Annotated in this window: 20 protein-coding genes; 7 read left to right on the top strand and 13 right to left on the bottom strand. The window is 74.1% G+C overall.

Annotated elements, in window-relative coordinates:
• Positions 1–13 precede the first annotated feature (13 nt).
• The 4 genes from BLS70_RS08530 to BLS70_RS08515 all read right to left on the bottom strand — a co-directional run bounded on the left by BLS70_RS08530 (position 14) and on the right by BLS70_RS08515 (position 6976).
• Positions 14–400, bottom strand: a complete 387-nt coding sequence (locus BLS70_RS08530) for a DUF6752 domain-containing protein (protein WP_091765792.1) — start codon at positions 398–400, stop codon at positions 14–16.
• Complete coding sequence (locus BLS70_RS08525; protein WP_091765789.1) at positions 379–2016, bottom strand: class I SAM-dependent methyltransferase; 1638 nt, start codon at positions 2014–2016, stop codon at positions 379–381. The genes BLS70_RS08530 and BLS70_RS08525 overlap by 22 nt, the downstream gene beginning before the upstream one ends.
• Before the next feature lie 90 nt (positions 2017–2106).
• On the bottom strand, positions 2107–3663 hold the full coding sequence (locus tag BLS70_RS08520) for an LCP family protein (protein ID WP_255362333.1): 1557 nt from the start codon (positions 3661–3663) through the stop codon (positions 2107–2109).
• 244 nt (positions 3664–3907) lie between these two features.
• Entirely contained in the window at positions 3908–6976 is a 3069-nt protein-coding gene (locus BLS70_RS08515; RefSeq protein ID WP_091765783.1) for an arabinosyltransferase domain-containing protein, read from the bottom strand.
• Positions 6977–7129: 153 nt separating this feature from the next.
• Here BLS70_RS08515 and wzm point away from each other — a divergent pair, with 153 nt between their 5' ends.
• From wzm to glfT1, 3 genes are read left to right on the top strand one after another with little or no spacing between them, the layout of a single operon-like run.
• Positions 7130–7963, top strand: a complete 834-nt coding sequence (gene wzm / locus BLS70_RS08510; RefSeq protein ID WP_091765782.1) for a galactan export ABC transporter permease subunit Wzm/RfbD — start codon at positions 7130–7132, stop codon at positions 7961–7963.
• Positions 7964–7976: 13 nt separating this feature from the next.
• Positions 7977–8750, top strand: a complete 774-nt coding sequence (gene wzt, locus BLS70_RS08505; protein WP_091765779.1) for a galactan export ABC transporter ATP-binding subunit Wzt/RfbE — start codon at positions 7977–7979, stop codon at positions 8748–8750.
• On the top strand, positions 8747–9670 hold the full coding sequence (gene glfT1 / locus BLS70_RS08500; RefSeq protein ID WP_255362332.1) for a galactofuranosyltransferase GlfT1: 924 nt from the start codon (positions 8747–8749) through the stop codon (positions 9668–9670). The genes wzt and glfT1 overlap by 4 nt, the downstream gene beginning before the upstream one ends.
• 12 nt (positions 9671–9682) lie before the next feature.
• Here glfT1 and BLS70_RS08495 read toward each other — a convergent pair whose 3' ends face one another.
• From BLS70_RS08495 to BLS70_RS08485, 3 genes are read right to left on the bottom strand one after another with little or no spacing between them, the layout of a single operon-like run.
• Positions 9683–11578: a glycosyltransferase gene (locus BLS70_RS08495; protein ID WP_091765775.1), complete on the bottom strand. Its 1896-nt coding sequence runs from the start codon at positions 11576–11578 to the stop codon at positions 9683–9685.
• Positions 11579–11585: 7 nt separating this feature from the next.
• Positions 11586–12773 (bottom strand): UDP-galactopyranose mutase, encoded by a 1188-nt coding sequence (gene glf / locus BLS70_RS08490; RefSeq protein ID WP_091765773.1) that lies wholly within the window; start codon positions 12771–12773, stop codon positions 11586–11588.
• A 54-nt stretch (positions 12774–12827) separates the two neighbouring features.
• Entirely contained in the window at positions 12828–14768 is a 1941-nt protein-coding gene (locus tag BLS70_RS08485) for an arabinofuranosyltransferase (protein ID WP_091765771.1), read from the bottom strand.
• Positions 14769–14922: 154 nt separating this feature from the next.
• On the opposite strand from BLS70_RS08485, the gene BLS70_RS08480 reads away from it, so the two are divergent.
• From BLS70_RS08480 to BLS70_RS08470, 3 genes are all read left to right on the top strand, one after another.
• Positions 14923–15891, top strand: a complete 969-nt coding sequence (locus BLS70_RS08480) for a glycosyltransferase family 2 protein (RefSeq protein WP_091765768.1) — start codon at positions 14923–14925, stop codon at positions 15889–15891.
• Position 15892: 1 nt separating this feature from the next.
• The gene (locus tag BLS70_RS08475) at positions 15893–16993 is read left to right on the top strand and encodes a mannose-1-phosphate guanylyltransferase (protein ID WP_091765765.1); all 1101 of its coding nucleotides are present in this window, start codon (positions 15893–15895) and stop codon (positions 16991–16993) included.
• 106 nt (positions 16994–17099) lie between these two features.
• Complete coding sequence (locus BLS70_RS08470) at positions 17100–18026, top strand: DNA-3-methyladenine glycosylase family protein (RefSeq protein WP_091765761.1); 927 nt, start codon at positions 17100–17102, stop codon at positions 18024–18026.
• 4 nt (positions 18027–18030) lie between these two features.
• Here BLS70_RS08470 and BLS70_RS08465 read toward each other — a convergent pair whose 3' ends face one another.
• The 4 genes from BLS70_RS08465 to cofD all read right to left on the bottom strand — a co-directional run bounded on the left by BLS70_RS08465 (position 18031) and on the right by cofD (position 22940).
• Complete coding sequence (locus BLS70_RS08465; RefSeq protein WP_091765758.1) at positions 18031–19827, bottom strand: arabinofuranosyltransferase AftB family protein; 1797 nt, start codon at positions 19825–19827, stop codon at positions 18031–18033.
• Positions 19828–20000: 173 nt separating this feature from the next.
• Entirely contained in the window at positions 20001–20870 is an 870-nt protein-coding gene (gene rfbA / locus BLS70_RS08460) for a glucose-1-phosphate thymidylyltransferase RfbA (protein WP_091765755.1), read from the bottom strand.
• 29 nt (positions 20871–20899) lie between these two features.
• Positions 20900–21997 (bottom strand): coenzyme F420-0:L-glutamate ligase, encoded by a 1098-nt coding sequence (locus BLS70_RS08455; protein ID WP_091765752.1) that lies wholly within the window; start codon positions 21995–21997, stop codon positions 20900–20902.
• On the bottom strand, positions 21990–22940 hold the full coding sequence (gene cofD / locus BLS70_RS08450) for a 2-phospho-L-lactate transferase (protein WP_091765749.1): 951 nt from the start codon (positions 22938–22940) through the stop codon (positions 21990–21992). Before cofD ends, BLS70_RS08455 begins: the two co-directional genes overlap by 8 nt.
• Positions 22941–23286: 346 nt before the next feature.
• On the opposite strand from cofD, the gene BLS70_RS08445 reads away from it, so the two are divergent.
• Positions 23287–23541 (top strand): WhiB family transcriptional regulator, encoded by a 255-nt coding sequence (locus tag BLS70_RS08445; RefSeq protein WP_040339056.1) that lies wholly within the window; start codon positions 23287–23289, stop codon positions 23539–23541.
• Positions 23542–23685: 144 nt separating this feature from the next.
• Here BLS70_RS08445 and BLS70_RS08440 read toward each other — a convergent pair whose 3' ends face one another.
• Together BLS70_RS08440 and BLS70_RS08435 are read right to left on the bottom strand one after the other, a co-directional pair.
• On the bottom strand, positions 23686–24597 hold the full coding sequence (locus tag BLS70_RS08440; RefSeq protein WP_143030368.1) for a hypothetical protein: 912 nt from the start codon (positions 24595–24597) through the stop codon (positions 23686–23688).
• A 94-nt stretch (positions 24598–24691) separates the two neighbouring features.
• Positions 24692–25159, bottom strand: coding sequence for a metallopeptidase family protein (locus tag BLS70_RS08435; protein ID WP_091765740.1), 468 nt, complete (start codon positions 25157–25159; stop codon positions 24692–24694).
• Positions 25160–25166: the final 7 nt, after the last annotated feature.

Below are 25166 nucleotides of genomic sequence, written 5' to 3'. Positions count from 1 at the left end.
GTGGGGGACCGGCTCAGAGCGTGTCCGCGGCCAGCCGCTGCAGGCGCTGGGGGTCGATGTCGCGGTCGTGCAGCGGCAGCACGACCTCGGTCACAAGGTCGGTCAGCTCGGCGATGCGCAGGTTGAGCCGCCGCTCCTCGAGCAGGCCGTCGGTCAGCCGCGGGAGCGCCTCGTCCAGCCGGCCGTGGTCTTCGTCCAGCCGCAGGTGGGCCTCGTCCAGGCGGGCCCGCAGCGCGGCGTTCTCCACCTGGAGGTCGGCGATGCCCTGGTGCGCCGCCTCGAGGGAGTCGAACGCCAGCCGGATGTCGCGCAGCACCACCTCGTAGTCGGGGAAGAGAGCCTTCCGGAACGCCTTCGCCGGAGCCCGCACCAGCCGCTTCACCGCACCGGTCGCTGCCATGTCACCACCATCCTCGTCGTCGGGAGCGGGTCGGTGCCCGTCTCCCAGGGGGTGTGCTCGACGACCTCGTCGGCGTCGTGCACCTCGTCGATGCGCAGCCCGTAGGGGGCCATCTCCGCGCGCAGCATCTCCACGGCGACGGCGCGGTGCATCGGGATGCCGGTGCCCGGCTGCGGCATCAGGCTGGAGCGGGGCACGTCCAGGTGCGCCTGACCGCCGCTGCGCAGCAGCATCGACAGGCCCCGCAGCAGGATGGGGCGCCCGATGTCCCAGTAGTTGCCCAGCAGCCCGCGGGCGTAGACGACCAGCGGCTCCCGGCGGGCGGCCATCTCGGCGCCCAGCGTGATCACCCGGCGCAGGTCGTAGAGGTTGAGCACCCGGAACCGGACGCCGGCACCCTGGTCCTCGGCGGTCTGCGCGGCCGCGCGCATCGGCCAGCGCACGTAGTCCAGCGCCTCGACGTCGAAGCCCTGCCCGGCCAGCCACAGGGCGTCGTGCCCGCGTCCGGCGCCGAGCTCGAGCACCCGCGCCCCGGCCGGGATCCGGTCGGCCAGCCACCGGGCGTAGTCCGACGGCGCGCTGCCGAGCGGCACGCGGGCGCCCTCGATGTCGTAGCGGTAGAAGTCCTCCCACATGGTCCGGTCCATGCCGTAGTCGGAGAACCAGCCCCAGAACCGGTCCTGCACCGAGCGCGGGATGTCGAACCGGTAGGAGGGGTCGGGCACCTTCCACCCCGGGCCGTAGTTGGCCTCGAGCATGAGCTCGGGCTCCCGCGGCGCGGGTTCGGGGCGACCCTCCACGTCGATGGTGATCGTGGGGACGACCTGATCGCGCCGCGCCTGCAGCCGGATGGCGAAGGTGTGCTGCCACCAGCTCTCCTCGTCGATGAACCCGGTGAAGAGGTCGACGTAGGCGTCGGGCCGGCCCTCGTGGCTGAAGTGCACCTGCACGTGGCCGGCCGAGGCCCGGAGGGCCTCGAACCCGGCGGCCCGCAGGATCCGCCCAAGCTGGAAGGCCTCGCGGACGACGTCCGCGGGGTGGGTGTGCGGGCTCAGGTAACCGAGGTCGGCGTCGTCGTCGTGCGGCATGATCCGGCCGTCCCGGTAGGGGCCGAGCAGGGTGCCGCTCATGACGTAGACGGGCAGGTCGGGCCGCTGCTCGGCGAGCGCGGCGCGGATGCGGTCGAGGTTGTCCAGCAGGCGCTGCACCATGCCGGGGTCGTAGTCGGCCAGGGCGTGGCCGATCCGCCCGAACTTGTTGATGACGAGCCCGATGCCGTGGCGGTCGTCGAACCGGAGCGGCTGGTCGGCGTCGCCGAACCGCGCGGCGGCGGTGAGCACGTCCGGACCGCCGTCGATCGGGCGCAGGCCGATCGTGCCGGTCCCGGTCAGGTAGGGCCGCAGAGGTCGCGGCCACGGCAGCCGCCGGCGGTGCGCCTCGCCCGACGGATCGGGCTCGGTCGCCGAGACGCGGAAGGACCAGATGCGCCGGCCACCGAGCAGCAGGTCGACGACCCGGTCGGCGTCCTCGGGCGGAGCGGTGAACGACAGAGCCTCGTCGTCCAGGGCCAGGTGGGACAGCAGGGGCCTGTCTCCTCTGCAGGGTGGGCGCCGCACACACGGGCGGACCGGCGCCGGGAACGGCCGGCCGAGGTTAACAGCCGGCGAACACGAGGCGTCGACGAGCCCGGGGAGCGGCCCCCGCCGTCAGTTGATGCAGGAGGAGTCGGCGGCGGTGCGGGCAGGAGCCTTGCCCGTCGTCTCGGGAGCGGCCTGCTTGGTCACCGCCTGCCCGATGCCGTTGAAGTCCGAGCCGATGACCAGGCGGGTCGTGCCGGCCGGCACGTTCTCGTCGGCGGTCAGCTTCACCCCGGGGATCTCCTTCGCCAGCGTCGTCGCGAGGACCTTGCTTGCGGCGGCGTGGCGGATCTGGGTCCGGGTGTGGTCCATCGAGTCGGCGTTGCCGGTGCTGGCGACGACGTACCCGGCGGCGGTGAGCGCCTCGGCGGCGGTGCCCGCGAGTCCGGGGGTGCCCGAGCCGTTGAGGACCTCGACCGTGACCTCCGACGGCGCCGCTGTGGGAGGCGCCTCGCTGGTCGGGGTGGACGGGGTCCCGGGCTTCTCCGGCTCCGCCGAGAGGTCGGCGAAGAAGGCGTGCAGGGTCTCCTGGTCCTCGAGCTGGACGATCGAGCGACCATCCTCGTCGCGCCCGTCAGGAGTCACGATCGGGATGGTCTGGAACTCGATGCTCCCCGCGGTGACCGACTGCATCTGCTGCGCCAGGTCGAGCAGCTCGAGGTCGCGGTCGACGGTGAGCGCCTTGGAGGCGGCCTCGGCGAGCTGGCGCTGCCGGCCCAGGTCGAGCATGACGTCCTCGGAGAGCATCTTGCGCAGCACGCCACCGATGAAGACCTGCTGGCGCACGATGCGGTCCAGGTCGACGCGGGGCAGCCCGTGGCGCTGTCGGACGAACTTGACGGCGTCCGCGCCCGAGATCACCTGCGGCCCCGCCGGGAAGACGGCGCCGGAGTACTTGCGGTCGTCCACGGCCCGGCACAGGTTGACCTCGACGCCGCCCACGACCTCGGTGAGGTTGAAGAAGCCGAGCAGGTCGACCTCGGCGTAGTGGTCGATCTTCAGGCCGGTCAGACCGCTGATGGTCTGGACCAGCAGCTGGGCGCCCTGCCCCGACTTCTCCTCCTCGGAGGCGCCCTCGGGGGCGTTCTGCCGGCCGTAGGCGTAGGCCGCGTTGAGCTTGTCCTTCCCGTAGCCGGGGATCTCCACGTAGGAGTCGCGGGGGAAGGAGACGAAGGACGCCCGGGACCCGTCGGCCGGCACGTGCACCAGGATCATCGTGTCGGTGTTGAACCCCTGGTCACCACCGGTATGCAGCTCCGACTGGAGCTCCTTGGACAGCGTCGTGCGGCTGTCGTTGCCGACCAGCAGCAGGTTCATCGCGGAGCCGCCGCCGCCGGTGTTGCCGTCGGTCGGGATGGCGTCGGTGCGGTTGACCGAGGCGTCGGCGACCTGACCCAGGTACCAGCCCCAGCCGCTGCCGATCAGCAGGACCAGGGAGAGCACGGTGGCCAGCGCGCGGGCGGCGGTGGCGGCGCGGCGGGCGCCGGGACCCTTCCGCACGGTGCCGTCGGCGTGCGGGGCGGCACGATCGGCCGACCGGCGCGGCGGACGGCCGGCGCGTGGATCGAGGCTCGGCGGGAGCGGACGACCGGGACGGTCGTCGGGCTCGTTCCGGTCTCGGCTCACGGATGTCCTCACTGCTCGCGGTGGTGTCGGCCGGCGCCGCCCGTGCTCGTGCGCACCACCGGCGGGCGTCCGCCCGGTCGATCGCCGGGCGGACATCGGTCCGATCGAGGGTAGATCCGGGGGAGGAGCGGGGGGGCCGTCCGACACGGCGGATCGGTGGGGAAGCCACGGTCCTCCCGTCCGCCTGGACCCAGACATCCCCCGTGGTCGCACCAATCACAGCAGGCGCACGCAGCGGCGCCCCTCAGCCGCCCCAGCCCGTGACCGTCCGCGTGGCCCCAGAACGCCGCGGCTCGGCCAGCTCGAGGCGCGGCGTCCACGCGAGCAGCTGCACGAGCCTCTCCTGGCTGCGGTTCTCCAGGTAGACCGGGAACGGCGTCGCCTCGACGAGGCTGTCGGCGGCGCTGTACGGGCCACCGACGAACGGAGCGACGACGATCTCCCCCGCGGGGTCACCGGGGGCGGGGGTGATGCGCCAGCGCGGCACGTCCGTGAGGCCCGCCGCCTGGACCGCCAGGGTCTGGCACGGGAAGACGAAGGCCACCGGCCAGTCGACCAGCACCGGGGTCTCCGTGTCGACCACGTCCGAGAACGGCTCCGTCACCGGCACGCGTGGGACCGCCACCGAGAGCGGCAACTCCCCGGCGGTGCCGCGATCGGTGGCCACCAGTCGCACCAGGCCCGCCTGCGGGGGGACGGCCGAGGCGTCGAGCCGCGCGTCCCGGGCCGCCGGCGCGCCTCCCGCCTCGGGGACGGGGACGTCCCCGAGGACGGTCACCCGGTCACCGTCGAGCGTGCCGAACTCCGCCAGGAGCTCGGTGCCGACGCCCCGGTCCCCGGCGACCGTGACCACCAGGGGCAGCCGCTCCTCGCGCAAGGAGTCGGGCACCCGGAACCAGTCGGTGGTGAGGGTCGCCGGTCCGTCGCCGGACGCGGCCGTGTGGCCGGTCGCCGACCAGCCGGGCAGGCGCTGGCCGGCCATGGAGAGCGTCGGCGCCGGGGAGAGGCTCGGGTCGTCGACGGGGACGAAGCCGTCGAGCTCCGGCCCACCGGCGTCCCCGCCGCTCGCCGGTACCGGGGTGAGCAGGCCGGCGCGGGGATCGGGCTCCACGAATAGCTTCTCCGGGAGACCGCACGGCCGACCCTGCACGGTGGCCAAGACGTCGGACGCGGGGGTGTAGGTGTCCCGGCGCTCCCAGGCGGCCTTGAGGAAGGTCGCCGGAGGGAGTGCGATCGTGAGCAGCATCACCGGCACCGCCACCATGGCGGCTGTCGGCATCCAGCGGGGTGCCGGGACGTCCCGCTCCGGGTCCTCCCGCAGCCGGGCGCGCAGGAGCACGGCGGCGCCCGCGCCCGCCGCGACCACCGCCAGGGTCAGGAACACGGCAGTGACCTGGACGCCCAGGAACTGCGGCGGGATGTCGTTGAACGTCACCTCCCGGTTGGAGACGAACGCCCACCGGTTCCACCCCGCCCAGCAGACCGCGGAGACCACCAGGACCAGGCAGACCCCGATGAGCCGGGGCAGCAGAGGAGCCGGCTCATCGGCCGTGGACCGCGCCCGTCCGAAGGAGTGGACGGCGATCACCAGCAGGGCGGCACCGACCGGCACGAAGGCGCCGAAGTGCATCGTCCACTTGGTGGGTGTGAAGAGCAGGACGACCAGGGACAGCGTGAAGGTGCCCATCAGCCGCCCGGCCACGCTGCGCGCGACGTCCGCCGGCCAGCGCCCGGAGATCCACTGCCAGGAGAGCCCGGCGAGGGCCACGAGGCCGAGGAGGACCGGTACCCGGCGGGCGAGCGAGCCCTGCTGGTTGCCGGTGGACAGGAGGTCGTACCACCGCTGGATCTCGGTCCACCACGGAACGGCGCCCGGCAACTCGTTGCGGAAGGCGGTGGCGACCCGGACGCCGGCCAGGGACTGGTCGGCGAACATGAGCAGCAGCCCCGCGGCCACGGCGGCCGACGCCACGGCGCAGGCGGGAAGGGTCCCGACCGGCGACCGACGGGCCATCCGCAGGATCGGCACCAGGGCCACCAGGACGGGCAGGAACGCGACGGCCCCGGTGGGGGTCACGGCGAGGGTCGCCGACGCCACGGCGAGGGCGAGGGCGATGGGCAGCAGCCGCTCGCGGGCCAGTCCTCGCTCGACCAGCACGACGACGGCGGCCAGACCAGCAGCCACCCAGGCCTCGGGGCGCAGGCCGAGCCCGGTCGGCAACCACCACAGGGCGAAGGCGATCGCTGCGACGAGGTACGTGCCGGGACGCCGGGTGAAGGCGCCCAGACGCGGGAGCAGCGCGCGCCCCACGAGCAGCCAGGTGACCACGCCGAGGAGCGCCGAGGGGATGCGCATCCACACCATGGACGTGCTCACCGCGGACCAGGCGTCGAACAGCTCGTAGAACCAGCCGAACGGTGCCTCGGGCGCGTTGAACCACCGGTAGACGTTGCCGACGTAGCCGTTCGCCTCGCGGCTGCGCACGATGCCGGCGATGTAGCCGTCGTCGACGGTCACCGGTCCGATCACGGTCCATCCGGCGAGCACCGCGACGACCGCCGCGTCGACGACCACCCGGACAGGGCCACGCCGCCCGTCCCCGGGTGCCGACTCCGTCCCCTCGTCGGTGGCGGCCGTGCGGGCGACGGCGGGAGCTGTCCGCTCGCGGAGGAACAGCAGCGCCAGCGATGCGGCCAGGGCGAGGAGGGCGAGAGCGCCCAGCCCGATCTTCAGCCCGGTGGGGCTGGTCTGGAAGACGGTGTCGGCCGTGACGTCCACCGACAGGCCCCGGGGATCGGAGACCTCGGAGAACACGCCGGCGACCGAGGGGCGGTGGTCGCCGGGAAGTTCCGCGACCGGCTCGCCGTCGAGCAGCAGCGCCGTCGCCTCGGGTGTCGAGCGCAGCTCCCACCGGCAGTCCCCGGATGCCGGGACGGGCTGGGTGTCCAGGTCCGAGCCGGCGCTCCGGACCTGCAGGCCGTCCTCGGCCGCGGTCACCCGCAGTCCGGGGAGCGGCGCCACGCCCGGCTTCTGCTCGAGGGTCGTGGTGGACAGCAGGACCGTGCCCGGCTCGGCGTCGCGAGCGGCGGCACACCCGATCCTGGCGGTCAGGTCGGCGGGCCGCTCGAGCATGAGGGGGATCGCCACCGCCGTCGCGTCCCCCGGGGCCGACGGCCAGGAGTAGACGGCCTCGGTGCGCTCCACCGGCGCCAGCACGAACGCGACGGAGGACAGCAGGGAGAGTGCCGCGAGCAGGATCAGGAGCAGACGCGGGTGGGCTGCCCGCCCCTGCGCCGGCCGGAGCGACGACATGCGGCGAGGGTAGACGCGGCCCAGGTGCGCCCTGGGGCCCTCCGCCCGGCGCCGGGCGTGCCCCGGTGCCCCTGCCGACCCGTGCGCCCCTGCAGCCCCGTGGGACCACCGAGGAGGGCGGAGCGCGCTCCCTGGACGGTAGCCTCGACCAACGTGGCTGTCACCGCGTCGTCGAACGCTGCCTGGGCAGGTGCCAGGAAGGATCTCGTCGCCGGCTGGCGGTCCCGCGAGCTGTGGGCGCACCTGGGCTGGCAGGACATCCGTCAGCGCTACCGCCGCTCGGTGCTCGGCCCCATCTGGATCACCATCAGCATGGCGGTCACCGCCGTGGCCCTGGGCATCCTCTACGCGGGCCTGTTCGGCAACCCGCTCGAGGAGCAGCTGCCCTACATCCTGGTCGGCTTCATCGTCTGGGCGTTCATCTCCGGCTGCATCCTCGAGGGCGCCGACGTCTTCATCAAGAACGAGGGGCTGATCAAGCACCTCCCGGCGCCGATCTCGGTGCACGTCTACCGGCTGGTGTGGCGTCAGACGCTGCTGTTCGCGCACAACCTGATCGTCTACGCGGTCATGCTGTTCATCTGGCCGCAGCCGCTGGACTGGTCGAGCCTGCTCGCGTTCCCCGCTTTCGCGCTGCTGGCGCTCAACGGCGCCTGGGTCGCTCTGCTCTTCGGCATGGCCAGCAGCCGGTTCCGCGACCTCAACCCGATCATCGGCAGCGTCGTCCAGCTGATGTTCTTCCTCACGCCCATCGTGTGGATCTACGAGGACTTCCTCAACAGCCCCAACCCGGCCATCGCCGAGCGCGCGCGTCTGGCCGAGATCAACCCGTTCCTGCACTACATCGAGATGATCCGGCGGCCGATGCTCGGTGAGGAGACGGTCTGGCGCCACTGGGCGGTCGTCCTGGTCCTCACGCTCGTCGGCTGGGCGGTGACCCTGTGGGCGATGCGCCGCTACCGCACGCGCGTCCCCTACTGGGTCTGAGAGGAATTCCCACGTGGTCCGCATCGAGACCCGGCAGGCGAGCGTCGACTTCCCCATCTTCGACGCCAAGACCCGGTCGCTGAAGAAGGCCGTCCTCGGCATGGTCGGCGGCAACATCAGCTCCGACGACCGCAAGGTGCCGGTCATCCAGGCCCTGCACGACATCGACATCACCATCGAGGAGGGCGACCGGGTCGCCCTGGTCGGGCACAACGGCGCCGGCAAGTCCACGCTGCTGCGGCTGCTCTCGGGCATCTACGCGCCGACCAGCGGGACGGCGCACATCGAGGGGCGGGTCGCGCCGGTCTTCGACCTCGGCGTCGGGATGGACCCGGAGATCTCCGGCTACGAGAACATCATGATCCGCGGCCTGTTCCTGGGCATGAGCCGCAAGCAGATGGAGGCCCGCGTCGACGAGATCGCGGACTTCACCGAGCTCGGCGACTTCCTGGCGATGCCGCTGCGCACCTACTCCACCGGCATGCGGGTGCGGCTGGCCCTGGGCGTGGTCACCAGCATCGACCCGGAGATCCTGCTGTTCGACGAGGGGATCGGCGCCGTCGACGCAGCGTTCCTGGAGAAGGCGCGCGACCGGCTGGAGGAGCTGGTGAAGCGCGCCGGCCTGCTGGTCTTCGCCTCCCACTCCGACGAGTTCCTGCGCCGGCTGTGCACCTCGGCCATCTGGATGGAGCACGGCCGGGTCAAGCAGCGGGGTGGCTTGCGCGAGGTCCTCACCGCCTACAAGGGCCGGGACCCCTGGCTCGACGACGCAGCGAGCCGCACGTGACCCTCCCGGCTCCCGTGCCCACTCCCGGCACGGAACGGCCCGACCGGGTCGTCGCCGTCGTCGTCACCCACCGGCGCCCGGCGCTGCTGGCGGAGAGCCTGGCCGCCCTGGCCGGGCAGAGCCGGCCGGTGGACGCGGTGGTCGTCGTGGACAACGGGGCCGACGAGGAGACCGCCGCCGTGGTCGCGGCGGCCGACGTCCCCACCACCTACCTGCCCTCGCAGCGGAACCTCGGCGGCGCCGGGGGCTTCGCGCTCGGCATGCTCACCGCCCTCGCCCAGGGGGCGGACTGGGTGTGGTGCGCCGACGACGACGGTCGCCCGGCCGACGGGACCGTGCTGGCCACGCTCCTGGAGTGCGCGCGCACCCACGATCTGGCCGAGGTCTCGCCGGCCGTCGTCGACAAGGCCGCCCCGCACCTGCTGGCCTTCCCGCTGCGCCGGGGGCTGCGCTGGCGCCGGGAGCGGGCGGACTTCGCGGGCCTGGACCTGCTCCCCGGCTATGCCTCGCTGTTCAACGGCGCGCTGTTCCGGGCGGAGACGCTCGACGCCGTGGGGGTGCCGGACTACCGGTTGTTCCTGCGCGGCGACGAGACCGAGCTGCACCGCCGCCTGGTCCGGTCAGGGCTGCGGTTCGGTACCTGCCTGGGAGCCGCGTACCTGCACCCGGAGGGGACCCAGGAGTTCCAGCCGATCCTCGCCGGGCGGCTCTCGGCGCAGTACCCGGCCGACGAGACCAAGCGCTTCTTCACCTACCGCAACCGCGGCTACCTGATGGCCCAGCCGGGCATGCGGTGGCTGTTCCCGCTGGAGCTCGTGCGGTTCTCCTGGTTCTTCCTCGCCCGCCGCGACGTCGCAGGTCTGCGCTCGTGGCTGGGCCTCGTCCGCCAGGGACGCCGGGAGCGCTTCACCCGCCCGTGAGGGCGGGTCCTTCTACTCCCCGAACGCCGCGCGCCAGGCCTCCTTCGAGGTCAGCTCGTCCCACGCCGCGCGGTACTGCTCCGACAGCTCGGGGAAGCGGCGGCGGATCTCCCGGTTCAGCTCCACGGACCGCTTCGCGAGCCGCTTGGCGGTGGCGGGGTCGCGGTGCCGGAAGGTGACGCCCCGGCCGTCGGCGGTGCCCACGGTGACGCTGTCGAGCTGGGAGAGCACGAACCACTGGGCGTCCTGCGCCGGCACCTGCAGCTGCGGGCGCCCACCCGCCGGCCGGGCCGGCCGGACCGCCTGGCGTGCGGCGCGCAGCAGCGCCTTGGCGATGGCCACCTTGCCCACGGGCGGCTGCGCCATGCCCTCGACGACGACCGCGTCCATCTCGGGGTCCGGGACGTCGGCGGTCACCACCCGGCTGTCGGGGTACTGCTGCTGCAGCGCGCGGACGTCGGCCAGCGCCGTAGGCAGCGAGGCGAACACCGCGGACGGTCCGGCGAGGAAGTCCTCGTAGGCCTTCACGTGCAGCGCGACCGCGGAGTACTCGAGCTTGAGCAGGTGCTTGAGGTCGGCCTTCATCGCGCTGCCCGGGATGCCGCCGCCGTCCCGGTGCGGGCTGTGCAGCGCCGCCGCGATCAGCCGGTTGCGGGCGAAGAAGTAGGCCTGCCAGTCGCTGACGTCGTCCTTGTCGGTCCACGCCAGGTGCCAGATCGCCGCGCCCGGCAGGGTGACCGTCCGGTACCCGGCGGACTTGGCACGCAGCCCGTACTCGGCGTCGTCCCACTTGATGAACAGCGGGAGGGGCAGCCCGATCTTCTCCGGGACCTCGCGGGGGATCAGGCACATCCACCAGGCGTTGTAGTCCACGTCGACCCGGCGGTGCAGCTCCGCGGTCTCGCGCAGGGAGTCCTCGGCGAAGTCGTGCTGCATCTCGGCGTAGGCGGCGGGCCGGTAGAGGAAGGCGTGCCGGTCGACGACCTCGCCCATGGTGTGCAGAACCGAGCGGTTCTGCAGGTGCAGCATCTGGCCGCCGACGAGCACCGGCTCGGTCGTGTACCGGCTGAAGGTGAGCGCCCGGTGCAGGCTGTCGGCCTCGAGCTGGACGTCGTCGTCGAGGAAGAGCAGGTGCGTGGCGTCGGTGTTCTCGAGCGTCTCGTACATGGCGCGGGCGAAGCCACCGCTGCCGCCGAGGTTGCCCTGCTCGACCAGGTGCAGCCGGTTCCCCAGCGCGTCGGCCGTCGCCGCGAAGCCGGCGTCGTCGCGCACCTTCCGGTTGCCCTGGTCGGCGACGACGACGGCGGCGAGCTCGCCGGAGACAACCGGGTCCGACGCGATGGTCGACATCGCCGCGACGCAGTCGGCGGGGCGGTTGAAGGTGCAGATGCCCACGGCCAGGCGGCCCTCGCGCTCCGGCGCGCGGGCGGCGTACCAGCCGGCCTCGACCAGCTCGAGCGAGTCGTCGGCGACGAGGTCGAACCAGTACCAGCCGCCGTCGACGAACGGCATGAGGTCGAGCTCCAGCTCGACGGTGCCGTCCCCGGTGACCGTGGCGGAGCGGTCGTGGACGACGGTGCCGTCGGCCTTGGAGCGGTGCACGTCGACCCGCCCGGTGCCGCGCAGCTCCAGGCGCAGCAGCACGCTCGGCAGCGTCGTCCAGCGCCGCCAGTAGGCGGCGGGGAAGGCGTTGAAGTACGTCGCGAAGGAGATCTCGGCGCCCGCGGGGACCGAGCCGCGGGCGCGGTCGGCGACGTGCAGCCGGTCGGTGGTCTCCTCGACGTAGAGGGTGCGCACCTTCGCCGGGTCCTCGGGGCGCGGCAGGAGGACCCGCTGCAGGAGGGTTCCGGCCGCGTCGGCGCCGTCGGTGGCGCCGGCGACGTCCGGCCGTGCGGTGGTGGTGGTCATCGGGGGATCAGTCCTCCAGCCGGCCGTCGAGCGACCCGCCCTGGTCGAAGAAGGGCCGGATGCGGTTGTCGAACATGGTGAGGGCCGACCCGATCGCCATGTGCATGTCGAGGTACTTGTACGTGCCCAGCCGGCCGCCGAAGAGAACCCGCTTCTCGGCGGCCTCCTTCGCGGCCAGTTCCCGGTAGCGCTCCAGCTTGGCGCGGTCCTCCGGGGTGTTGATCGGGTAGTACGGCTCGTCACCGGGGGCGGCGGCGCGCGAGTACTCGCGCACGACCACGGTCTTGTCCGCGGGGTAGTCGCGCTCCGGGTGGAAGTGCCGGAACTCGTGGATCCGGGTGTAGGGCACGTCCTCGTCGGCGTAGTTCATGACCGAGGTGCCCTGGAAGTCGCCGATCGGCAGGACCTCGGTCTCGAAGTCCAGCGTGCGCCAGCCGAGCTCGCCGGCCTCGTAGTCGAAGTACTTGTCGATCGGGCCGGTGAAGACGGTCGGCACGTCCTGCGGCAGCTCGTCGCGGACGTCGAAGTAGTCGGTGTTCAGCCGCACCTCGATGTTCGGGTGCTCGGCCATGCGGGTCAGCCAGGCGGTGTACCCGTCCTTGGGCAGACCCTCGTAGGTGTCGTTGAAGTAGCGGTTGTCGAAGGTGTAGCGGACCGGCAGCCGGGCGATGATCGCCGCCGGCAGCTCGGTGGGGTCGGTCTGCCACTGCTTCTTCGTGTAGCCGCGGATGAACGCCTCGTACAGCGGGCGCCCGATGAGCGAGATCGCCTTCTCCTCGAGGTTGGCGGCCTCGGCGGTGTCGATCTCACCGGCCTGCTCGGCCACCAGGGCGCGTGCCTCGGCGGGGGAGAAGCTGCGGCCGAAGTACTGGCCGATGGTGGCCAGGTTCATCGGCAGCGAGTACGTCTGACCCTGGTAGATGCTGAAGACGCGGTGCTGGTAGTTCGTGAACTCGGTGAACTGGTTCACGTAGTTCCACACGCGCTCGTTGGAGGTGTGGAACAGGTGGGCGCCGTAGACGTGGACCTCGATGCCGGTCTCCGGCTCGGGCGCGGAGTACGCGTTGCCGCCGATGTGGTCGCGGCGGTCGATGACGAGCACCCGCCGGTCGAGCTGGGTGGCGACGCGCTCGGCCACGGTCAGCCCGAAGAACCCGGAGCCGACGACGACGAGATCAGGTCCGGAAGAGGTCACGGGTCGTGACGATACCGTCCGGACGGCAACCGGCCCGGCGTGACCGGGGCTCGTTCACTCCTTCCGGAGGGCCGCCACGAGCCAGTCGCCGACGCGCGTGCTCTCGAATCCGGGCCCTTCCAGCAGCTCGACCGGGAAGCTGACCGACCAGGCGTCGCCGCGGTCGCCGCCGGCGTCCCGGTCGGTGGAGTCGAAGGTCACCTCGCCGTCCTCGACCTCGAGGGCGAACACCCTGGGGCCCTGCTCCTCGGCCCGCAGCCGCTCGACGAACCGGTCGGCAGGCAGGCCCTCGAGCGACTCGAGGAAGGTCCGCCGCTCGGCGTACTCGCCCAGCGGGTTGGCGTACAGCCCCCACCACTGCTGGTAGGCGTGGAAGGGCTGGGTGGCCAGCAGCGGGATCCGGTCGGTGAGGACGACGCCGGTCTCCTCCTGCCCGGCCGCGCGCGCCGTGCTCCGGATCGCCTCGGACACCTCGGTCACGGGCGCCTCGCCGGGCTCCTCGTCCGCGGCCTCCTCGCGCCCCTCGGTCGAGGCCAGCGCGGGGAGGGTGCCGTCGGGGTAGGGGTGGTTGTGGGCCAGCCGGCTCAGGTCGACGTCCCGGTTCATCCACTCGCGGGCGTGCGCCGAGAAGTTGAGGAACAGCAGCACCGTGAGCACGGCGAAGGCCAGCCGGCGCAGCGGGAGCCCCGGGCGGCCGGCGAGGACGCGGGTCCGCAGGTCCGGGGCGACCGCGGCCAGCGTCAGCACCGCCGCCGCGAGGAGGCACAGCCCCAGCACCAGCAGGATCCGGTGGAACAGGACGCCGCCCGAGGCCTGGCCCGCCACGAGCTGGACCACGCCGAGGAGCAGCACCGCGACGCCGAGCGCCTGCACGCCGCGGAGCCGCCGGTGCCGCTCCCCGTCGAGCACCAGCAGGCCGCCGGCGCCGAGCAGGGCCACCCACAGCCAGGGGGAGGCGCTCGCGGTCACGAGGTGGACGTAGGAGTCCTCGCCCTCGACCCAGGTGGTCGCCGCCGCGGGCGGGAGACCGGCCGCCAGGTACTCGACCACGAAGCGGACCAGCCAGGGGGACACCAGCACCACGGAGGTGAGGCCGGCCACCACGACCTCCCGCAGCCGGGCGGTGTCGTGCCGGCGCCAGGCCGCGACGGCGAGCACGCCGACGACGGCCACGAGCGCGTACAGGAGGTACAGCCAGGCCGCCGCGGCCAGCGCCGCTCCCAGCGCCAGGCCCCGCCGCCAGGAGAACTGGCCGCGGGCGCTCGCGAACCAGGCCAGCAGGGCCGGCGTGGGCAGGGCGACAAGCCAGCCGTAGGGCTCGTAGGCCCCCGAGAACATCAGCGTCTGCGCGCCCAGCCATCCCGAACCGACAGCGGGCAGGCCCACCACCGTGACTGCCACGAGCAGCGCCGAGAGCCGGGTGCTGCAGGTCAGCCGCCACAGCGCGAAGGCCACGACCACCGCGAGGTACAGGGTGACGATCGAGGCCCACTTGTAGAGCCGCCACGCCTCGACGTCGGTGACCTGGCTGACCAGCCCCTGGAGCCAGAACCAGCCGGGCGAGTAGAAGGCCGGCACGTCGCGGTAGGTGTAGTCCTGCAGCGCGAGGGAGTCGGCGAACCGGGTGACGTACTCCATGCGGAAGGACTGGTCACCCCTGGGGCCGGAGAAGTACCAGTCGGTGCCGTCCAGCGCGATCAGGCTCAGCGCGGGCAGCAGGGCCGCCGTCACGGCCCCGGCCCAGTGGTGCGCCACGGGCGAGGCGCGGGTGAGCAGCCAGGCCAGCAGCGGTGTGGACACCAGCACGAGCGCCGAGGCCTGGTACTGCGCCCGCAGCTCGGCCGCCGGGGGCAGCACGAGGTACCCGGCGAGGACGGCGAGGGGGACGAGGACCCACGGCAGGACCGGGCGCAGCCACGCGGTGCGGCCGCCCGACACCGGTGGGGGAGCGGCCGGCTCCGCGGGGGTGGTCCTCGGCGACACCTGCGTGCTCATCTCCGCCCTCGGGGTCGTCGTGCCGGGCAGGGCCGGGCGGCCCGCGGCAACGGTCACTGCATACACGACCGGCGCCGTCCGGCGGGCGAGCGCGGGAGGCCGGGTCGGCGGGCGGGCGCGGCCGCCCGGTTCCCCCGACCGTTACGTTCTTGCCATGCGATCAGCCCCTGCCGACCTCCCGCTGCGGGTGGTGGCGGTCACCTACTCGCCCGGAGCGGTCCTCCGCGGCTTCGTCGAGTCGGTCGCTGCCGCCACCACCCGTCCGGTGGAGATCGTGCTGGCGGACAACGGCTCGACCGACGGCGAACCGGAGCGCGCGGCTGCGGAGTACCCGAACGTCCGGGTGCTGAGGACCGGGGGCAACATCGGCTACGGCGCCGCGGCCAACGCCGGCCTCTCGGGCCTGACCAGCGGCTACGCGATCGTCGCCAATCCCGATCTGCACTTCGAGCCCGGCTCGATCGACGAGCTGCTGGAGGCGGCGGAGCGGTGGCCGCGGGCCGCGACCATCGGGCCGGCCATCAAGACGCCGGACGGCGACCTCTACCCCTCGGCCCGTGACCTCCCACGGCTGTCCACCGGTGCCGGGCACGCGCTGCTGGGCTGGGCCTGGCCGGCCAACCCCTGGACGGCGCGCTACCGGCGGGAGCGGGAGGCGCCGCGCGAGCGGCCGGCCGGCTGGCTGTCCGGTTCCTGCCTGCTGGTGAACCTGGAGGCCTTCTGGTCGGTGGGCGGCTTCGACCCGGGCTACTTCATGTACTTCGAGGACGTCGACCTCGCCGAGCGGCTGGGCCGGCGCGGCTGGCTGCACGTCTACGTCCCCTCCGCCGTGGTGGTCCACGAGGGCGGCCACGCCACCCAGCGCGACCCGTACCGCATGCGCCGCGTGCACCACGCCAGCGCCCTGCGCTACATGTCCGGCCAGTACCCCGGCCGGTCGAACCTCCCGCTGCGCGGCGCGCTGCGCGCCGGGCTCGGCGCCCGGATGCTGCTCTCCTACGTCAGCGGCCGGGTGGCCGCCGGCGCCCGGTTCCAGCGCCGGGCCGCGGACCTGGACTCCCTCGGCGCGGGCGAGGGGCGCCGCGCGACCGCGACGGGCGACACCGGTCCCGGGGAGCGCTGAGGTGCGGCACGCCGTGATCATGGCCGGCGGCTCGGGCACCCGGCTGTGGCCGCTGTCGCGGGCGCAGCGCCCGAAGCAGCTGCTCGACGTGGTGGCCGACGCCGAGGGCGGCGCGCACAGCCTGCTGGCCGAGGCGTTCACCCGCCTCGAGACGGTGCTGCCGCCCGACCGCATCTGGGTCTGCACCGCGGCCCGTTACGCGGACCTGGTGCGCGCGGCCCTCCCGCGGCTGCAGCCCGACCGGCTGGTCCTGGAGCCCACGGCGCGGGACACCGCCAACGCCGTCGGGCTCGCGGCCGCGCTGGTGGCCGACGTCGACCCCGACGCCGAGCTCGCCGTCGTGAGCGCCGACCACGTCATCCGGCCCGTCGAGGCCTTCGGGGCGGCGCTGACCACCGCCTACGACCTCCTCTCTGCCCGGCCGACGGCCCTGGTGACCCTGGGCGTGACGCCGACGTCCCCGGCGACGGGCTTCGGCTACGTGCAGAAGGGCGCCCCGACGGAGGTGCCCGGCGCGGCGGAGGCGGTGTCCTTCCGGGAGAAGCCGGACCGGGCGACCGCCGAGGCGTACCTGGCCTCCGGGGACTACCTCTGGAACTCCGGCATGTTCGTCTGGCGGGCGCGGACGGTGCTCGACGCGCTCGCCGACCACCTGCCGGAGTCCGCCGAGGGCCTGGCGCGCATCGTGGCCGCACCCGCCGGGCCCGAGCGCGACGCCGTCCTCGCGGAGGTCTTCCCGACCCTGCCGAAGATCAGCGTGGACTACGCGGTGCTGGAGCCCGCGGCCGCGGAGCCCGGGCGGGTCGCCGTCGTCGACCTCGACGTCGAATGGCTCGACATCGGGTCGTGGCCGGCGCTGGCGCACACCCTCGAGGCCGACGACGACGGGAACGCCGGGCGGGGCCTGCGGGTGCTGCTGGACAGCTCCGGCAACGTCGTCCTCTCCGACGACCCGGACCACCTGGTGGCGCTGCTCGGTGTCCGTGACTGCGTCGTGGTGCACACCGCCGACGTCACCATGGTCTGCCCCGTGGCCGACGCCGAACGGGTCAAGCAGCTGCTCGCCGAGGTGGAGTCCCGGTACGGCGGCCGCTTCGGCTGACGGCCCGCTGATCCCGGGTACCGTCGTGCTCCGCTGACCCACCCCGAGGCGAGCACCGCCACCTCGCACCCCGGAGCGCGCCCTGAGCACCCCCACGCAGGCCCGTATGGCGGGAACCGATCCGGCCTTCGAGTCCGCCTTCCGGCCGGACTGGCCGCTCGACGTCCGCCGGACGCTCGGGGTGCACCTGCGGGGAACGGGCGACCCCACGCTGCGGTTCGCGCCCGAGAGCACCTGGCGGGTGACCACCACGCCCGACGGCGCGGCCACCGTCCGGATCACCGTCGCGGCCGGGGAGGTCCGCACCGCCGCGTGGGGGCCGGGCGCCGAGTGGGCCGGCCGGCGGGTGCCCGGCTGGCTGGGCGCCGCGGACGACGCGGACGCATTGGACTGCGCGGGTCATCCGCTGCTCACCCGGCTGCAGCGCACGACCCCGTGGCTGCGGCTGGGCCGTACGGAGCGGACGTGGGACGCCCTGGTGCCCGCCGTCCTGGAGCAGAAGGTCACCACTGTCGAGGCGCACCGCGTGTGGCGGGCGCTGCTGCGGCTGGCGGGGGAGCCGGCGCCGGGGCCCGCGCCCGACGGCATGCGGGTGCCGCCGTCCCCCCGCCGGCTGCTGGACGTGACCGACTGGGAGTGGCACCGCTGCGGCCTGGACGGCGCCCGCCGCAGGGCGCTGCGCGCGGTCGCGTCGGTGGCCGCCCGCATGGAGCCGCCCGAGGCGCTCGACTCCGCCGATCTGCAGCGCCGGCTGACGACGGTCCCCGGCATCGGACGGTGGACCGCGGCCGAGGTGGTGCAGCGGGTGTTCGGCTGTCCCGACACGGTGAGCTACGGCGACTACCACCTGAAGAACCAGGTCGGCTTCGCGCTCACCGGGGCCGCCCGCACCGACGACGACGCGATGATGACGCTGCTCGAGCCCTGGACCGGTCAGCGCCACCGGGTCGTGCGGCTGCTGCTGGTCAACGGGGTGGCGCGGGCGCCCCGCTTCGGGCCGCGCAACGCCCCCACCGACCACCGCCGGATCTGAGGCCTCAGCAGAACTCGCGCTCGGCGGCGAACGGGTCGGTCGGGATGCGCAGCGAGGTGCGGTCGGGCGCACCGACCAGGTTGTCCGTGAAGCGTTCCCAGGTCAGCGGCCCGGTCGTCGCCTCGACCAGCTCCGCGAGGTCCCCGCAGGACAGCGCGGCCCGGGAGGCCGCGACCATGGCGTCGGACGGCAGCCCCTCGAACTGGCGCTCCGCGATCTCGGGGGAGCCGTAGCGGGCCAGCAGGTACCAGGACGGGTAGACCTTCTCGTGCCCCGGGCGCCCGGGCGGTCCGGCCTCGATGTGGCTGTTGACCGCGTCGGTGAGGCCCAGGCCGTCCAGGACGAAGACGTCGAGGTCGCTGGCGTACCCGTAGAACCCGGCGTTGCCGACCGAGAACACCACGCCCCTCGCGGAGGGGGCGAGGACGTCGAGGTCGGTGTCGGGGCGCACGGGCGTCACCTGGAGCACGACCAGGTCCTCGCCGTCGTCGGCCAGCCGGTTGACGCGGTCGACGTAGTTGGCCACGCCGGCGCCCCCGTGGTCCTCGATCGTGACGGGGTGGCCGACCCCGGCCAGGCCCGCGTAGAAGCCGCGCTCGTCGGAGATGCCTCCGGCGGAGATGCCCCCCTCGTAGCCGGTGCGCAGGGCGGCGGCCGAGACCACCGCCCAGACGCCGGTCGCGGTGAGGAGCGCGGCGCCCACCCATACCCGGGCTCTGGTCAGCGGCACCGCGGCCAGCGGGCAGAGGAGGAGGAACAGGCTGGGCATCAGCAGCCGGCCGTGCATGAAGTCGCCGCCGACCCGGACGACGTAGAGCGCGTGCGCTGCGGCGGCGAGCAGGACGGCGGCCACCAGCGACCACTCGAGCGCCCGCCAGGTCAGCGCGGGCAGCAGCGCGACGAGCATCGCGACGAGCAGGAGGCCGGGGACCCACAGCAGGTGCGGCCCCACCAGGTCGACCAGGTAGTCGGTGCCGCGGCCCCACAGCGGCCGGCTGGACTCCTTGGCGACGGCGGTGTTCGGGACCAGCAGGCCGTAGTAGCCCATGCGGAACACCTGGTAGGCGACGGGGAGCACCCCCGCGGCGAAGAGGCCGAGCAGGCGCCGCCACCAGGGACCGACGGAGGCCACGGTCAGCCACAGCAGCAGGATGCCGGCGACGAGCGCGAAGTCCGGTCGCACCAGGGGCCCCAGGCCGAGGAGGACGAAGAGCCACAGGGGCCGGCCCGCGCACCGCTGCCCGGACTGCATCCAGCGGACCAGCGCCCAGAAGGACGTCCCGAGCCAGGCGAACGACATGCCCGTCTCCAGGCCCGACGTCGTGAAGTCCCAGGCGGGCGGCAGCGCCAGAAAGACGACCGCGCCGAAGGGCACCGACAGCCGTGCCGCGGTGCCGGCGAACAGACGCCGGGCCCCGAGCATGGCGAACAGGACGCCGGTCGCCGTCAGGGCCAGCCCGAGGACGACGGAGCTCCAGGCCACGGCGTCGCCGGGCACCACCGCCTCGGCGACGGTCAGCACCGCGAGCCAGGCCGCGCTCGTCGCCACCTCGGTCCGCTCCCCGGCCGAGAACACCGGGCCGTTGCCCGCGAGGAGGTTCTCGACGACGCGGAAGTTGATGAACGCGTCGTCCGACGTCCAGCGCCGGGCCCAGCCCGCCACCAGCACCCCGAGCAGGACGGCGGCGTAGAGCGCGCGCTCGACGGTGGACATGCGGCCGGGAGCCGGCGGTCGCGCGTGCGGCCCGGGAGTGGCCTCCGTCGGCCCGTCCGCGGTGAGGTGCTGGGTGGTGCTCGACACGGTGGGGACCGTCCGTCCTGCGCTGGTGCACGGTCGTCCCCGTGGCCCCTGACGTCGGCGCGCCGGTGGCGGTCGCCGACCCGGGGGTTCGCCTCCAGCCTAGGCGCGGATCGCGCCCGGCTCGACCGGGGAGCGGGAGTCCACACCGCCCCGGTGCGCAGCCCCGAACCGGGTCAGCGCGGTTCGGCCAGCAGACCGAGCAGGTAGTCGCCGTAGCCGCTCTTGCCCAGCGGCCCGGCCGCGCGCACGAGGCCGTCGTCGTCCAGCCAGCCGTTGCGCCAGGCCACCTCCTCGATGCAGCCGATCTTCAGCCCCTGCCGTTCCTCGACCACCGAGACGAACTCGGTGGCCTGGCGCAGCGAGGCGAAGGTGCCGGTGTCCAGCCACGCGGTGCCGCGGTCCAGGGCGGTGACGGTCAGCCGGTCCTCGCGCAGGTAGTGCTCGTTGACCGCGGTAATCTCCAGCTCGCCGCGGGCGCTGGGCCGGATGCCGCGGGCCACGTCGACGACGTCCCCGGCGTAGAAGTAGAGCCCGGGCACGGCGTAGGAGCTCTTGGGCGCGGCCGGCTTCTCCTCGATGGAGAGCACCCGGCCGTCGCGGTCGAACTCCACGACGCCGTACTCCTGCGGGTTGGCCACGTGGTAGGCGAAGACGTGCCCACCGGCCGGTTGGGGCAGCCGGGCCAGGGCGGTGCCCAGGCCGGCGCCGTAGAAGATGTTGTCGCCCAGCACGAGGGCGGCCGCCGCGCCGTCCAGGAACTCCGCACCGATGAGGAAGGCCTGCGCCAGGCCCTCGGGCCGCGGCTGGGCCGCGTACTCGATGCGCATGCCCAGGCGGCTGCCGTCGCCGAGCAGCTGGCGGAAGGCCTCCTGGTCACCCGGCGTCGTGATGATCAGCACCTCGCGGACGCCGGCCATCATCAGCGTCGAGAGCGGGTAGTAGATCATCGGCTTGTCGTAGACCGGCATGAGCTGCTTGCTCACGGCCTGCGTGATGGGGAAGAGCCGACTTCCCGTTCCACCGGCCAGGATGATCCCGCGCATGGGAGGGCACGCTATCGGTCCCCGGCCGCTCAGGCGGGCTGCGCGCCCACCCACAGCCTCCCGACGAGTGAGGTCCCGCCGGCCGTGACCGCGGGCTCCCAGCGGGTGGCCCAGCCCTCCGCGTGCAGCTGCACGATGACCGCACCGAGCAGCGCGCCCAGGTTGACCGCGGTGGTCGTGCTGACGGCGTCGCTCAGGTGGACGTCGACCGCGCCGTCGCCCTCCCCGCCGTAGCGCAGCACGACCGGGAACTCCGGCAGCGCGGCGCTGGCGGTCCGGAAGGCCGCGGCGACCGCGTCCAGCTCGCCGTCCCGCGGCACGAGCCCGGCGGAGGGGGAGCGGGAGCCGACGAGGTCGCGGGAGCCGTAGGGGAAGAGGTCCTCGGCAGGCAGCCGCACGAGCGGGCGGGTGCCCTCGTCGGGGGCGGGCCGGTCGACCGGCAGGCCGCGGACCACCGCGACCGGGACGCCGTCGAGCTTGCCCTTGACCAGGTCGGCGGCCGAGGCCAGCTCGTCGACGACGGCGATGCGGGTGGTCTCGAGGCGGTTGCCGTGGGCGTCGACGGCACCCCGGTGGTCCACCAGCGCCGTGATCCCCGCGGAGCCGACGGCGACGTCGGTGAGCCCCTCCCGCCAGGTGCGGCCGAAGGTGTCGCTCACCACCACCGCGACGTCGACGCCGAGCAGCTCGGCCAGCCGGGCCCGCAGCGCCCGGGCGGAGGCGTCGGCGTCCTCGGGGAGCAGCACCAGCGAGCCCTGGTCGACGTTGGAGGCGTCGATGCCGGCCGCGGCCACCACCCAGCCGTGCGGCGTCTGCACGATCTTGAGCGGGCCACGGCGGGCCACGACGCGCACGGTCTGCCCGTCGATGGCGGCCTGCCGGGCCGCCTCGCGGTCGGCGCCGGGCTCGACCCGGACCAGCGCGCCCTCGACCTTGGAGACGACCTTCGAGGTCACGACCACGACGTCGCCGTCGGTCAGCCAGGGGGCCGCGCCCGCGATCGCGCCCGCCAGGTCGTCGCCTGGCGCGAACTCCGGCAGCCCCGGGACGGGCAGCAGAAGGACCCCCTCCCCCTCAGCCCTCGCACGCTCGGGCCGAGCCTCTGGAGGGGGCCGTCGATCAACCACGGCAGGCGTCCAGGGCGGCGCGGGCCAGCGCCGTCGTCGCCTCGGGGTCGGACATGAGCAGCGGCACCTGCCGGACGTCGACCCCGGGGACGTCGGCGGGGTCCTCGGGCGCCACCAGCCAGGCGTCGAGCAGGCCGCCGTCGGACCGGGCGCCGTAGTGGCGGCCCACGCCCTCGGCGCTGACCTCGATGCCGAGCACCGGCAGGCAGCGGTCGGCCATGCCGCGCACGACGGCCCCGCCGACGATCGGGGAGACCCCGGCGATGCGCGCAGGGGTGGCCAGCAGCGCCTCGCGCAGGTCCGGCACGCCGAGGATCGTGCCGATCGACACCACCGGGTTGGACGGGGCCAGCAGCACGGCGTCCGCGGCGGCGAAGGCCTCGGCCACGCCGGGGGCGGGGCGCGCCGCGTCCACGCCGACCTGCACGAAGGCCGAGGCCTCGAGCGCGGCGCGGTGCCGCACCCACCACTCCTGGAAGTGGATGGCGCGCGGCCGGTCGGTCTCCGGATCGCTGACGACGACGTGCGTCTCGACCCGCTGGTCGCTCATCGGCAGCACCGTGACGCCGGGCTGCCAGCGGTCGGCGAGCGCAGCGGTGACCGCGGACAGGGGGTAGCCGGCGTCGAGCATCCGGGTGCGGATCAGGTGCGTGGCCAGGTCGCGGTCGCCGAGACCGAACCAGTCGGGATCGGCGCCGTAGGCGGCCAGCTCCTCCTTGACCGTCCAGCTCTCACCGGCCCGGCCCCAGCCGCGCTCCTCGTCGATGCCTCCGCCGAGGGTGTAGACGACGGTGTCGAGGTCCGGGCAGATGCGCAGCCCGTGCAGCGTCACGTCGTCGCCGGTGTTCACCACGACGGTGATCTCCGCGTCGGGCGCCGCCGCCCGCACCCCCCTGAGGAATCGAGCCCCTCCGGTCCCACCAGCCAGCACCACGATCTGCACGAAACGCATCGTGCCCCATAGGCAGTTGTGCACTGTTCCACGGGCGTGTCGGGGTAGCAGACGAGATGTGACGAACGGCGTGTGACCTGTGTGGCTGGTGTGGCGTGTCGCTTACACCGGGCGAAGTTGACGGCCGGGCAACGACACGCGTGTAATTCCGCAGACGTCATCGAGTGCTGAGCGGTTCGGGAACCCCTCGACAGCCGCGCACCGGGACGAGAGCGAGAGGGGACGCATCGTCATGGCCGAGGTCTCGTGGTTGAGCGACTACGTCAACGGGAGCGACCGGACGACCGACCGGTTCGGCGCGGGCGCCGGACAGGGCCTGGGCGTCCCCGCCGCCGGCATCAGCGGGCTGCTGGGCATCGGCCTGGAGACCGAGGGCCAGTCCTGGCAGGAGCGCGCCCTGTGCGCCGAGACCGACCCGGAGGCGTTCTTCCCCGAGAAGGGCGGCTCCACCCGTGAGGCGAAGAAGATCTGCACCGGGTGCGAGGTCAAGGCCGAGTGCCTGGAGTACGCGCTCTCCAACGACGAGCGCTTCGGCATCTGGGGCGGGCTCTCCGAGCGCGAGCGCCGTCGCCTGCGCCGCCGCGCCGTCTGACGAAGGACCCCCTTCTCCCCAGCCCTCGCAGGCTCGGGCCGGGACCCGGGAGGGGGCCGTTCCAGCACCTCACCGCAGCCGCCGACGCCCCTTCGTCGGCGGCTGCGGTGCGTCCCGGGGCAGGTGTTGCCCCGGCACGGGAGCTCAGCCGTCGGCGCGCAGGACGCTCGGCGCCCCGTCCTCCCGGGTGCCGGCGCGCTGGTCCTCCCAGCGCAGCTCGCCCTCGGCAGGCCGCCATCCGGCGTCCTCCCCGCCCGCGGCAGCGACGGTGACCGAGACCTCGTAGGTCCGCCTCGTGGGCTCCGCGGGCGCGCCGGGCGGGCGTCGGTAGGTGGCGAACCGGCCCGACACCGCGAGCCGGTCGCCGTCGCGGTCCACGCGCAGGCCGGGTGCGGCCAGCTCGGCGTACTCGGTGCGCGCGGCACGGCAGCCCGGGTCGCCGGGCTCCGGCGGTGCGGCCAGGGCCAGGCAGTTGGCCGCGGGCAGCCGCAGGCGCGCGAGTTCACGCCCCTCGTCGTCCACGGTCAGCTCCAGCTCGGGGTACGCCGCGGTGATCCCGACGGCGTGCTCCTCCAGGACGACGCCGTCGAAGGCCAGCCGGGCGACGACACCGTCCCCGCTCGGGCTCGCGCTCGAGGGTGCCGCGGTCGCGGCCGGCTTGTCCGGCGCCGCAGCGGGGGACCGCTGCGCAGCCGCGAGCGCCGCCGCGGTGCCCACGAGCAGCAGCGCACCGACCGCCAGGCCGGCGAGCACCCCGACCGGGCGCGCGCCCGTGGGCCCGGGTGCGGGCTCCTCGCGCGGGGCGGGCGGTGCGGACGGCGCCAGCGGGACCCAGCCGTCGCCGTCGTCGGCCGGCACCCCGCGGGTGCCCGGCGGATGGGCGAGGAAGTCCGCGAGGTCGTCCCGTGGCTCGTCCGGCGTGGGCGGGGTGGCCGGCTCCGGCGGTGCGGGCGAGCGGAGCCGGAGGACGATCGCGCCCGCGGCGAGGAGGAGCAGCGCCCCGAGTACGGCACCGAGCGCGATCCAGGGCCCGGCGGCCACGGCGGGGACGTCCATCGCGGTCAGCATCGCAGGCCCCGGATGTCGTGGCGGTTCGGCGTCCTGCAGGGGCCCGACGCGAGCGCGCGAGCGTCGTGGGGCAGGAGGTCCTCTATGCGGTGGGGTCGATCTCCTCGGGGTCGCGGCCCAGCAGCACGGCGACCTGGTCGACGACGACGTCGCGCACCAGGTCGGCGAGGTCGTCCCGGTCGCCGGCGCGCAGCTCCAGCGGCCGCCGGTAGACGATGATCCGCGGCGGCACCTCGCGGCCGTCCTCCCGGTGCGCGGGCAGCACGCGGGCCAGCGGCACGCTGGCGTCGTCCAGCACGTCGGCGTCGAGCACCACGTCGTCCGGGCTGGTGTGGTCCACCCACGGCACGTCCTCGACGGCGAACTCCACCCCGGCGAGCTCGCGCTCCCACCGGCGCTCGAGGTCCTCCACCGCGTCCAGCACGAGATCGTCGAACTGCTCGGCGCGGCTGCGCGCCAGGGGCACCCCGGCCGGCACCAGCCGACCGCGCAGGCCGCGGCCGTGGCGGTCGCGGCGGGAGCGGGCGGGGCGGCGCGAGGGACCGGTCATGACGGCG

It is taken from the genome of Blastococcus aurantiacus, from assembly GCF_900102425.1.
Taxonomy (GTDB): domain Bacteria; phylum Actinomycetota; class Actinomycetes; order Mycobacteriales; family Geodermatophilaceae; genus Blastococcus; species Blastococcus aurantiacus.
The sequence above is the reverse complement of the archived record's forward strand: the minus strand, read 5'-3'. Positions and strand labels throughout refer to the sequence as shown.

What these genes read in the sequence shown, in the direction of transcription:
- BLS70_RS08530 (WP_091765792.1), bottom strand. Translation starts at nt 400, where the DNA reads ATGGCAGCGACCGGTGCGGTGAAGCGGCTGGTGCGGGCTCCGGCGAAG.
- BLS70_RS08515 (WP_091765783.1), bottom strand. Translation starts at nt 6,976, where the DNA reads ATGTCGTCGCTCCGGCCGGCGCAGGGGCGGGCAGCCCACCCGCGTCTG.
- BLS70_RS08495 (WP_091765775.1), bottom strand. Translation starts at nt 11,578, where the DNA reads ATGACCACCACCACCGCACGGCCGGACGTCGCCGGCGCCACCGACGGC.
- BLS70_RS08485 (WP_091765771.1), bottom strand. Translation starts at nt 14,768, where the DNA reads ATGAGCACGCAGGTGTCGCCGAGGACCACCCCCGCGGAGCCGGCCGCT.
- BLS70_RS08480 (WP_091765768.1), top strand. Translation starts at nt 14,923, where the DNA reads ATGCGATCAGCCCCTGCCGACCTCCCGCTGCGGGTGGTGGCGGTCACC.
- BLS70_RS08470 (WP_091765761.1), top strand. Translation starts at nt 17,100, where the DNA reads ATGGCGGGAACCGATCCGGCCTTCGAGTCCGCCTTCCGGCCGGACTGG.
- rfbA (WP_091765755.1), bottom strand. Translation starts at nt 20,870, where the DNA reads ATGCGCGGGATCATCCTGGCCGGTGGAACGGGAAGTCGGCTCTTCCCC.
- BLS70_RS08440 (WP_143030368.1), bottom strand. Translation starts at nt 24,597, where the DNA reads ATGGACGTCCCCGCCGTGGCCGCCGGGCCCTGGATCGCGCTCGGTGCC.
- BLS70_RS08435 (WP_091765740.1), bottom strand. Translation starts at nt 25,159, where the DNA reads ATGACCGGTCCCTCGCGCCGCCCCGCCCGCTCCCGCCGCGACCGCCAC.